Source organism: Planctobacterium sp. AWH2_060 (assembly GCF_056158425.1).
Genome location: NZ_JBSWTG010000001.1, coordinates 3,395,528 through 3,406,953, shown reverse-complemented (window position 1 = coordinate 3,406,953; position 11,426 = coordinate 3,395,528). Strand labels below are relative to the sequence as shown.

Genomic DNA, 11,426 nt, shown 5'->3' with positions numbered 1-11,426 from the left:
AGTCAAAATGAGATTTGAGGCCAGAACACGGTTACCCCTGGAGATGGGGACGTTTGACGTATCTGTTTTTACAAATTCACAGGGATTAGACGTGGTGGCAGTGCACCACGGAAAGTTAAACCATCAACACAACCTCCCGGTGAGAGTGCACTCATCATGTTTTACGTCTGAAGTGCTGGGATCCCAGAAATGTGATTGCAAACAGCAGCTCGATTACGCCTTGAGTTATGTTCACAAGCATTGCGGTATCGTGCTTTATTTATTGCAAGAAGGCCGGGGAATCGGGTTAGTCAATAAAGTGCGTGCTTATGCTTTGCAAGAACAAGGCTATGACACCATTGATGCCAATACAAAGCTGGGTTTGCCCGTAGATGCACGAACCTATGAAGACGTAAAAGATGTTCTGGACTACTTCTCAGTAGAATCAATCAAGCTGATGACCAACAATCCGGATAAAATTGCGCAGCTAACGGAGCTTGGCATCAATGTATCCGGTCGAATACCAGTTCCCGCCACGCCAACCTGTAGCTCTATTGATTATCTGGATACAAAACAAAAATTAATGGGGCATATGATAAAAACCCGGTCTTTGTACGAATCCAGAGAACTGAATCATCACTCTTCACCTCACCCATCTCATCGCCCTTTTGTTCACGTCAACTTCGCAATTACAAACCAGTCAAAACTCGCAGATGCCAAAGGGCAATGTATGGCTATCTCTTGTGAAAAAGACTGGCAGCGCGTGCACCAGCTTCGGGAGCGATATGACGCTATCGCTGTGGGAGCTAATACCTGGAGAAATGACGCACCAAAACTAACAAGTCGTGCAGAGTGCTTAGGCAGAAAGCCGAAAAGCCAGCCTCATCGCGTGATCTTTGGTGGTCATCACAACTTTGAAGTCAGGGATGATTCCCAACCAAGAGAAACTTTTGTGATAGGGGCGGAAGCCGCAAGCATCAGAGGTTGCCATGCAATCTATTGTGAAAACCGCGCTTTGTCTTCACCGTTGCAAGAGTTAAAACGCGCTGGTGTTACATCGCTTTTGGTAGAGGGCGGTCCAACCCTTATCAAGTCATTTCTGAGCCAGAATGCGGTTGATAAGCTCTCGGTATTCGTTGCATCTCACGATATTCCTGAAGCGGTTCAGGCCCTCACTAACCTGGTACCGTCTCTTCCCGAAGACGAAATAATTGCCGAAAAATTTGGCAAAGGAACGCTGCTCAATGTGGACTTAACTGAAGCGCTTTACGCCCCGGAACAATTGGATGTTGCTATATGAAAAACTGTATTTTTGGCTTATTGCGCCGTGATTATGAAGACAGTGATACTGCCTATAAAAAGCTTCGAGAGCTCACTATTTCCTGGACCCGTTATCGCTATCAGGGTGAGATTATTGAAGCCACAAGCATTGATGAAATCTTGGCAAAAGCTAATCAAACAGGTGCTGAATTCTGTTTGATTCAATCTGTAGGTCACATCATTGATGAACGCTGGTACCTGTCAAATTGGGGGAAGAGTGGTTTTTATGACTCCCTGCAAAATTTAGCAATACAGGGCGATTTTCTGGTGGCCGCCGAGCAAACTGCTGAATCTCTGAATAGCGACTGCTTGCTCGTTAATTTATCAACCTATCGCGCTTTGGGGCTGCCACCTTTCTCAGAGGCTGAAAGCTGTCACAACGGTGACAACTGGATATCAGTCAGTAACGCAAGCGATTTAGCTATTCCCGAGCTTGGGAAAGATATCAACAATTGCCGCTTTTACCTAAATGAGCTTGAGCAATCCACGCAACAGTTTGCTTCTTTGTTTGGTCGCGCACTGGAACAGGACGGGATCAAGTTTGATGAAAGTAGTCCACAGCAGCGTTTTATAGAAAAGATCAACCGGCAAATCAACAACGCTAAAAACGGCGTTTTCCTGTTCAACATTGAAAATTATGGCGAGCTCAATGTAAGCCAGGAAAGCAAACCTCTGGATGCTTTGTTTTCCGTTGCTGCGGGATTCAAGCCCTACCGTATTTTGGCGGAGAAAGGTTTTAGCTGGAACACTCATGTGGTCTTTTTTGATTACAGTCAAAGCGCTTTGGATATTAAGAAGCACATGATTGAGCACTGGGATGGCGAAGACTTCCCGGCCTATATAGCGCAGCTATTCAATGAGTTTCCTCATCCTGAGGTTTTTTATCAGCTCTGGGACAGCACAACCCCCGATAATATTGACTGGTCTGATATATCCCACATGTGGCAGCAAGAACTGCAAAAGTGGGGTGGCCAGCAGAAGTTTAAAACCCATTGGCAAATGTGTCGTCGTTTACCTCATCTGTTTTTACACTGTGATCTGCTGCAAAACCGCCAACTCTTACTGGCCAGGCTTGCTGAGTATCAAAACACTTACCTCTGGTGGAGCAACGCCTTTTTTACCATCTATAGCCATTGGCATTTCGATGCCAGTACCCGAAAACAACAATACATAGACTGGCTCAATTCATTATTGAAGGTAGCTCCAGACTGCGAAATCAGTGGCGCTGATCACAACAATGCCGCGGTTAACGGACTCAGTGTGCGTGAATATGTTGCCCAGTTTGATGCACAAAAATGTGATCAATTACGGCCACAGCAACTCAACAAAATCAGTATGCCATTTTAATAAGGACTTCTAACATGTCAGACATTAACCATGAATTTACTCGTCATCGCGGCCCAATCACTTGTGCGGCGCATGTTCCATTTAGCAACAAAATAATCACCTCTGGCTACGACAGTGCCGTTGCGCTCTTTGATTTTACTTCTATGGAAGTTGAACTCCTTGGATACCACGAACACCTGGTTAATCGCGTTACTGTTGATGCAAAGGGAAATTTTGCAGCAACCGCTTCCTCTGATTACAACGTTTATATTTGGGATTTACGCCGCAAGCAGATCAAAACCATTCTGCGAGGCCACAGTGACGATGTAGAAGATTTTGTGTTTTTATCAGCCTCAAGAGGCGCTTCTGTATCCAGAGACAAGCGCATCATACTCTGGGATCTGAACAATGGTGCTATCGAAAAAATTATATTAGGTCACGAGAAAGATGTACTCAGCGTAAACTACACAGCCGGAAAGCTGTATACCTCCGGCGATGATATGACCTTGCGGGTTTGGGACGTGGATACCGGCAAGCAACTCAATATGATTGGCCCTTTTGAAACGGAAACGGACACCTGCGCCATCGATCCGGGCCGAAATCGCATTATTTTAGGCTGCGATGACGGTTTTGTTCGCGTTTTTGATTTGCGAGATGGCACCTTAATCCGGGAGATCTCAGGACACCAGAGCGCGATAAAAAAGGTGGCTGTGTCCCCGGTGACCGGCGATATCCTTTCAGCTGCCTATGACCAAAAGATTCAGATCTGGGACAACAAAGATTTTGCTTTGGTTTGTACGCTTGCTCATCACCAGGCCTTGTGGGAAAGGTCCTTCAATTGGAGTGCAGATGGTCGGCAGATAATTGCTGGGAGTTTTGACGGCACCGTACTTATCTGGTCGGTTGAATCAGGTCTGTTGCTGGATGAAATTGGTGACCAAAGCCTTGAAGGCAATGCCTGTTTTAACGACCTTGCGACAAAAAACAGCAACGAACTGGTTGTTGTCAGTGATGATGGCATAGTACGGGATATCACCTTAACCCCGCAGGAATCCAATCTTAACCAACAGAAGCAGCCTGCCGAAGGGCGCATTCTCATGAATGCAATTGCCTGGTCACCGATCACGCGCTATACCATCGCTGGCGCCCATAATCAGTGTCTGTATTTTTTCCCTGAGCGCAGTGCCAGCAGTGACAAGGAAGTGCGACTCAACGAAGGCCCATTAAACTGCCTAAGGGTAGCGACAATCCCCCAGTATCAGGGGGATGTATTTGCTGCCTGCTACAGCGGGACTATCGTCAACCTGTCGGCGACCGGGAATATCAAACAACGCTTGGCAATTCATCCCAATGCGGTCAAAGCGCTGGCTTTACATCCTGAAAAACCTATTGGCGTCAGTTGTTGTGCCGAAGGGACACTTCGCGCCTGGCGTTTTAATGGCGAAATAGTCGCGGATTTTAAAGCCCATACCGCCATTATTGATGACGTTGATATTTCACCTTCAGGCGAACTCATTGCCAGTGCTGGTCGAGATTTTGTGCTTAAAATTCACGATTTGGAAAGCGGCTTACTGCGCGCCAATATTCCGCTCGGCAACCGCTCGCCGAAAGCCCTGTGCTTTGTTAACAACGACACGGTTGTCGTAACTAACTATTGGGGGGAGTTGCTGCGAGTCAGCATTTCCGATGAAAAAGTCACGCGCAAGACCATAGCCGGTAACGGTATTAGTGGTATTGCGGTTATCAACCAGAACATAGCTGTAACCTCCTATGATGGTTCGGTGTATTTAGTTAATCCCGCCAATCTGGATGTGCTTAATCGTTACACTGCGATGAAGCAGCGTGTTGAGTCTGTATGTCATGCCTGATTGCACTGCAACAGTACATCGCTTTGTAATACTGGCCGCGCCCCGCAGTGGCAGTAACTTGCTGTGCATCATGTTGCACTCGCATCCCGATGTACTGTGCCATCATGAGGTGTTTAACCCGGATGGGGTTTATGTTGCTGTGCCCCTGAGAAATACAGATTTTAGTATTGCCAGCAAACAGCAGCGGGATGCTAACCCGATGCAGTTTTTAGCCTCCTTGTGGGCGCAACACCTCGGTTGCTCGCATGTGGGCTTCAAGATGACCCATAAACAGCACATGGGGGCATTTAAGGCGGTATGCGAAGACTCGGACATCCACAAAATTGTACTCACACGGCGCAATCAGGTTGCGGTTTATGTGTCTCGCCTTATCGCTGAGCATACCGGTATTTGGGAAGACTACCGCATTGGAGAAGTCAGCCCTTTACAGTCTGTTCACGTCGAAGCCGACAAGCTGCTTGAGGCGATTCGTTTTAATCAGGATTACTACACCGAGCTTAAAACCCGTGTGGCTGGCAAGGTCACTTACATAGACTACGAAGAGCTGTTCAACCCGGAAGAGCAATCGCGCCTTTTGACGGCGTTAGGTCTGCCATTGTGCTCACTTGAAGCCGGTAGCCGAAAACAAAACCCTTATCCACTTTCAGAGCTGATTGAAAATTTCAGTCAGCTGAAAACGCAACTGTCGCGAAACCCATCGACTCACTCACTGGTGAGTGAGCTGGAAACTTAATTACAGCAGAGGAATGCATTATGTCATCGCAAAATAGTACACATAAAAAAGGCGGGCTGTTTAAAAGCCGGTCTTTGCTTATCGCCCTGTCAGCACTCACTTTGGTTGCCGGATGTGTTGGCTCAAAGGGCACTACCCATAAGGAAACAAACAATGAGTTTGTTAAAAATGCACGATTGCCATCAGATGTTGATATGACCTGTACGGTCAGCGATAGCGAGTTTAAAAAATGGTTTTCCGGTCACAAAGTTACGGCTAATGGGGCGGTCACAGCGGCAAATAGTACTGACAAAGTTTTTGCCGATTTTAGCGACAATACCCGTTGTGATTTTTATCGTTGGGGCGCCCGTATGTTTTTATGGATGACCACGGCGAACAACAATTACCACGTGTTCAACACGCCACCACAGTTCTTTGATGTTTCGGTAGAAAGTGATAGCAAACGTCAGTTTATCGCATCAAATGGCACGCTGGCGATTGGTATTCGAGATGGCAAAGGCGACGAGTCAATTGAGTTGGGACAGGCGGGAGAGGACGATGTTCTGCTATCTCAAAAAGAGTCGCTGGTTTATTACAGCATCTATACCAACGATGCCTTTGCTATGTATCGCACCGCAATGGAAATCAAAAATGGCGATACCAGTTTGCTTGATGGCTTACCCAAAGCATCACAGGCTGAAATTAAACTGTTGGCAGAAACCATGCCTGACAAATTTCCCTATAAAGGTTTGCAAATGTTGGATTTGGATGTGCTTTCAGCACTATATGGCAGAAAGCTGGTGGATCCTAAAACCATGATTTTAGAGTTAAAAATATCCTGGGTGGACGCGGACACTGTTGCGGATCGTGATGATTACATTATCACTCAGGCCACTGTACCTATCTTTAACAGAACCAAAGATCCAAAAAAATGGGAGTACGCAGGTGAGACAGAGAATAAAACTCTGGCCATGGTAGGGTTCCATATCGCCGGTACGGTTGAAGGCCATCCTGAAATGATTTGGAGTACCTTTGAACACGTCAACAACCTGCCAGATAACAGCTACGATTATTACACCAATGAAAAGAAGAAAAAAACCGGTTCGAGCGACTTCGATGCTAAAGGTGACTGGGTTTTCTTCCCTAATAATGGCACTCGTCCTGCCGAAATTGCCGCTAATGCGACTGCTCAAAATGTGCAGGATAGTACTATTACAACTGCAATTGTTGCCAAAGGCACAGATCCCATTGGTCCGGTAGATGTCTACCGGGTGAATCCCTGGGGTAATGTGCAAAACGTTGCCGATTTGAAGGATGCAACACTGGACAATAACACCGACCTGATATCCATCAACAAATCTGTTTTGTCTAAATTAGCCAAGGGCGATATTCGAGGTAACTACCTACAGGTAGGGGGTATCTGGTCAGCTGAAGGGCAGATTCCAACAGGGTATCCGGACATGTTCCCACCTAGTACTGATAATGATCCGACAGATACTTACTTCCGCGGTTCACTGTTTCTGGCTAACACCACAATGGAGACTTTTTTCCAGTACCAGAAAGAAAATAAAGATTCGATATATCACGCCAATTGCTTCTCTTGCCATAGCTCAGGAAAAGACAAGGTCGCGACGAAAATAAGCCACATATTTGATGCTTTAGAGCCATTACCGTCGCCAAAAGCTAATTAATGAAACTTTTTTAATCCCATTAAAGGTGAATGAAATGAAACAGGTTACAATCAGGATACTCAGCGTATCCGTATTAAGCGCGTTGCTGTCTGCAGGCACTGCATACGCAGGTTACAATGGCAAAGGTGGTGTCGATGATGGCAGTACCATAACTGCCTCAGAACTCACGCAAAAGGGTTACCAATTCCCCAATGAATTGGTGGCTAATGCCAGTCAAACCCAACTGGCTAATCACGCCTGGCGTTTGTTTATTGCTGCAAACCAGCCGACAACTGCTACCCTGCAAAGTGGTACAGGTCGAACTAAACCCGACGCCACCCGAAGTTTTAATGATACTGATGGTTATCAACCACAAGCCAATCCTACGGTCTGGCAGAGTTTCTATCACAGAGCTGAGGCGTTCCCATACTACATGGCCGATGGTACCAAGCCGAAATCTCCGGCAAATCAGCCCCCTACCTATTATTACTATTTAGGTGAAAGCAATAACAATCGAACCGCGAAACAGAAGGTCATCACGGGGGCAAATTACGTCAACCTGGATGAGAACAATCAGGTTAGTCAAAACATGCTGTATTACAGCCATAGTAATGATCCTAATTTCCCGGTGTTATTCATGGCTAAAGTGAACGATGTGGAACTGGATTATGTCTGGGATATCGACAGCCCAAGGTTTGCACCTGATAGCCTGGAATTTCCTCACCCTGAGGTAACAGGTGATCAAGCCAGCACGGTCTCGACGATTGAAGTAAAATCCGCGTGGCGCCGGGTCAGCGACATGAAGAATGTCGACCCCACCAAGTTTCATCAGGTGGAAGCCACTTACTATGTGGGTGATGCGGAAGACTATGAGCCAGTTACCGACAAGTTTGCGCTGATTGCATTACACATCATCCAGAAAACCCATAACTATCAGACCTTCATATTTACCACCTTTGAGCATGTGGATGCGGTAGTGACTTCCGGCGATCAGATCATCGACCCTGAGATTGACTTGTCCTATAAAACTTTGGTGTACGGTGACGACTCGCCAACCCAAACCAATGCTTATGGCGCCTACTCCGTCAATGCGCCCGGGCAATCGGGTGCATCTAACGTGCGAACTGATTATACCTTGCCAGCGGCTGGAGCAGCTGACGACTCTCGGTTTCCGGTTAAGCGTTTAAAAACTATCAGTGCAGAAGTGAACGATGTGAATAATCAGGTCACTGCACTGATGCCCAGCGACTCTGTATGGCGCAATTATCGCCTGAAAGGAGTTCAGGCGAAACCAGTGAGCTATCCTGACAATAATGGACAAGTGTCTCTTGATTATTACCTGGCGAATATCGTCGTTGAAAGTAGTCAGCCCGGATTACAGTTGTTCACGGGCACAGTAGTAAATCCCAATGAAAGTAATGAGCAAACCTTCACTAATAACCGCGCTTTGCCCGGCAATGATAAAGGTGCTGCGGGTCCCAATGTAGCTCCTGCTCCGCAAGACAACAAAATCGGCGCGGCTAAGTGGACTATGGGCGGTTGTATGGGCTGTCATGGCAATGCGCAGGTGGCAGGGCAAGATATGAGCTTTTTAGGTTTTGGTATTGGTGGCAACGGATTCTTCGTAGATCCGGTGGCTTCCTCAGACTTAACTCAGAAAGAGCGTGAAGCCTATTACGATCAACTTATGGATCGCAAAGCCACTTCGTTACAGCAATCAATGAAATAGGCTAATTATCATGAATGCCACGCCCCTTGATATTCAGTTTATTGCTACTGGTATTGCCAACGCGAAAGCGACGGTTGTACTAGAAGATGACAATAACGGGTTTTACATAGCGACTTCTGGTAGTGGCGTCAGCTATTTTCAGCCTGAATTGCATCGCTGGCAAACCTTCACTGAAGTCGATGGGCTGGCAAATCCTGATATTCGTTCCATGTTAAAAACCAAAAGTAACGCCATTTGGTTTGGTACCGCAAGTGGGGCAAGTTGTTATTGCCCAAAGAGCAGGACATGGAACAGTCTGTTTATGGTGGATGGTTTACCTAATAATTCCGTTTGGTCCTTGTTAGAAGACCAACAGCAAAACATCTGGTTTGGCACCAATGGCGGTGGTATCGCTGTGCTGGCTAATAACGCGGAGTTATCGTCTCTGTCGTCGGCGAACTGGACCATTTATAACAGCCAAAATGTGTTAATTGGCGACAACATTAACGCACTGCATCAAGACCGGCTCGGCAATATCTGGGTGGGTACGACTATGGGGGTTTCCTGTTTTGAATCTACAGGCCAAAAATGGCTGCAATATCTCAAAAACACCGCTATCAACAGCATTACCAGCGACAAAGAAAACAACGTCTGGTTTGCCAGCAATCAAGGGCTGGTTTGTTATAACCAGCGTGATGAACACTGGCAGACCTACACCACGCAATCTGGCCTGGGATCAGATACCGTGCAAACGCTTTCCTATTCTGAAAGTGGTGGCCTTTGGGCAGGGACGCGAAATGGTATTAGTCAGTTCGACTACCCAAATAACCAATCCTATACCGCCAGAGTATTCAAAACCCTAACTCAAGCGGATGGTTTGAGTGACAACATGGTATGGGGACTATTTCAGGATTCGAAAAATACCCTGTGGATAGCCACATGGGGCGGCGGTGTGAGTCGCTACAATCCGGTTGAGAACACATGGCAAATCTATACCACTCCTTCTGAATTCGCTGACACCTATACTATGGCTGTGCTTAAAAGTGGCACAAAGCATGTCTGGATAGGTACCTGGGGGGCGATTAGCCGATACAATCTTGAAAACGGCGAATGGTTAACCCTCAGTAGTGCCGATAATCTGCCCAATAACAATGTGCAGTGCCTCGCTCAACTACGGGAAAATGAAGTCTGGGTTGGCGCCTATGGCGGGCTTGTACATTACAGTATCGATACTCAAGCCTGGCGCTATTACACACAAGAAAACGGATTAACGGGCAACAATGTCACGGCTTTATTAGCGAATAATAAAGACCATGAGTTATACATTGGCACTGACAACGGGCTGTGTTGTTGGACAGAAAAAGATAAAGCCATATCACCAGTTTATGAGAAACAGTTTGCTCAAAAATCAATTTCTGCAATTTACTCAGACAGCAAGCAAACACTTTGGGTAGCCACGAATAAGGGCTTGTTTCAGCAAAAATCTGCAGATATCTGGATCCAATACGGGAAAGAACAGGGATTGCCATCAACCAAAATCACCGCAATCCTTGTCGATGAGCAAGACAGGGTATGGGTGGGGACTGACAAAGGATTGTGTCGGCAACTTAAGGGGCGGCAGTTTGAAGCCGTCGATGCAATAACGACGCAGGTTAATTCACTGGCTTTGGCACATAACAGGCTGTGGATTGCGGATAATAACGGCCTCTTGTATCGCCTCGACTGTTTATCATCAGAGCTGCTTTCGATTAATGAGTTTGGCTCGGATCCGTTAACCTCATTGGCCTTTGATGAGCAAGATAATCTGTGGATTGCATCGCAAGGCGGCGGAGTATTCTGGCTTATGCTGCATGGTAAGAGTGCTGGATACCTGCAGAATTTTACAGCAGGCGCACAACAGTTTGCCACAGAGTTTGCAGTGGCTTCCCCCTGGGTTATTACTGGTCGCCCAGAAGCAATTGCAGCCACTCAAATTCACAACTCTGGAAGAACAGTAGCCATTGAGGTGGCACATCGTCCCTATCTCGCCATCGCACAGCAGGAGCAAGAACAGCTTGTATGGGCAGGCTCGGACGAAGCGGGTTTGGTTTTAGCTTCACTGGACAGTCATGTTAAAATTATTAAACCCAATCAAGATAATCGAGTTGGTGATTTGCCATCTCGGCACATTACTGCCTTATCTAACCCGGTAAGTGGCCACATTTGGGTTGGCACTAATTGCGGACTGGCGCGAGTCAATCAGCACAATAGACAGGCAGAGAAAATCTATACCTACCCGGAGCTTCCCACGGGCCCAGTCAGTACGCTGGCTACAAATTGCGCCGGAGTTACGTTGGTGGCATTTAACAAGCTAAACCAAGCCAGATTTCAGGATAGGACTGCGGCTGCCAGGCGAAACAAAACCAGCCTGAGGTTGGTAAACGAGGCTTGTGAGGTTTTGCGGCTCAATGGCGAGGGCGTTTCTGAGTTTGAAAATTCCAGCGTAATGGCGCTTTGTTATATAGGTCAGAAAAACTGTTGGCTGGGCACGGATGAAGGGCTGTTTAATCTGGCGCTGGACAATAATCTGGTAAGCCGAGTTGATGCTGTCCCGGCGAATATCAGCGTCAGCAAGATTAGTGTAAGTCAGGGCGCAAAAATAGCGATTCTGGGGTTTGATAAAGTCTCAAAGCAACCTTCATTTTTCTTTTCCTGCGACATTGAATCGTCCCCCTTAACTGCAAAAACACTACCACCTTCGCTGGCTGATATTAGCAATATTGCTTTCGACAATGAGTCAGACACGCTGTATGCCTGCGTAGGCTGCAATATTTTCAGACTGAATCCCTAATAATAATGAGAAT

At 46.8% G+C, this 11,426-nt stretch carries 7 protein-coding genes; all 7 read left to right on the top strand.

All coding sequences use genetic code 11. The features are described 5' to 3' along the window. The first annotated feature begins 7 nt into the window (after positions 1 to 7). The 7 genes from ribA to ACXAD8_RS14505 are packed head-to-tail and all read left to right on the top strand — an operon-like array spanning position 8 to position 11,413. Positions 8 to 1,279 (top strand): GTP cyclohydrolase II RibA, encoded by a 1,272-nt coding sequence (ribA, locus tag ACXAD8_RS14535; protein ID WP_475230030.1) that lies wholly within the window; start codon positions 8 to 10, stop codon positions 1,277 to 1,279. Further along, the gene (locus tag ACXAD8_RS14530) at positions 1,276 to 2,646 is read left to right on the top strand and encodes a hypothetical protein (protein ID WP_475230026.1); all 1,371 of its coding nucleotides are present in this window, start codon (positions 1,276 to 1,278) and stop codon (positions 2,644 to 2,646) included. The genes ribA and ACXAD8_RS14530 overlap by 4 nt, the downstream gene beginning before the upstream one ends. Positions 2,647 to 2,660: 14 nt before the next feature. Beyond that, positions 2,661 to 4,493 (top strand): WD40 repeat domain-containing protein, encoded by a 1,833-nt coding sequence (locus ACXAD8_RS14525; protein ID WP_475230023.1) that lies wholly within the window; start codon positions 2,661 to 2,663, stop codon positions 4,491 to 4,493. Next, positions 4,486 to 5,226: a sulfotransferase gene (locus ACXAD8_RS14520; RefSeq protein ID WP_475230019.1), complete on the top strand. Its 741-nt coding sequence runs from the start codon at positions 4,486 to 4,488 to the stop codon at positions 5,224 to 5,226. The genes ACXAD8_RS14525 and ACXAD8_RS14520 overlap by 8 nt, the downstream gene beginning before the upstream one ends. 20 nt (positions 5,227 to 5,246) lie before the next feature. Beyond that, complete coding sequence (locus ACXAD8_RS14515; RefSeq protein ID WP_475230017.1) at positions 5,247 to 6,896, top strand: hypothetical protein; 1,650 nt, start codon at positions 5,247 to 5,249, stop codon at positions 6,894 to 6,896. A 34-nt stretch (positions 6,897 to 6,930) separates the two neighbouring features. Then, on the top strand, positions 6,931 to 8,604 hold the full coding sequence (locus tag ACXAD8_RS14510) for a hypothetical protein (protein WP_475230014.1): 1,674 nt from the start codon (positions 6,931 to 6,933) through the stop codon (positions 8,602 to 8,604). 10 nt (positions 8,605 to 8,614) lie between these two features. Further along, positions 8,615 to 11,413 (top strand): ligand-binding sensor domain-containing protein, encoded by a 2,799-nt coding sequence (locus tag ACXAD8_RS14505; RefSeq protein WP_475230011.1) that lies wholly within the window; start codon positions 8,615 to 8,617, stop codon positions 11,411 to 11,413. Positions 11,414 to 11,426: the final 13 nt, after the last annotated feature.

Bases quoted from the DNA above. Each gene is read 5' to 3' on its own strand.
- ACXAD8_RS14510 (WP_475230014.1), top strand. From the start codon at position 6,931: ATGAAACAGGTTACAATCAGGATACTCAGCGTATCCGTATTAAGCGCG.
- ACXAD8_RS14520 (WP_475230019.1), top strand. From the start codon at position 4,486: ATGCCTGATTGCACTGCAACAGTACATCGCTTTGTAATACTGGCCGCG.
- ACXAD8_RS14525 (WP_475230023.1), top strand. From the start codon at position 2,661: ATGTCAGACATTAACCATGAATTTACTCGTCATCGCGGCCCAATCACT.
- ACXAD8_RS14515 (WP_475230017.1), top strand. From the start codon at position 5,247: ATGTCATCGCAAAATAGTACACATAAAAAAGGCGGGCTGTTTAAAAGC.
- ribA (WP_475230030.1), top strand. From the start codon at position 8: ATGAGATTTGAGGCCAGAACACGGTTACCCCTGGAGATGGGGACGTTT.
- ACXAD8_RS14505 (WP_475230011.1), top strand. From the start codon at position 8,615: ATGAATGCCACGCCCCTTGATATTCAGTTTATTGCTACTGGTATTGCC.
- ACXAD8_RS14530 (WP_475230026.1), top strand. From the start codon at position 1,276: ATGAAAAACTGTATTTTTGGCTTATTGCGCCGTGATTATGAAGACAGT.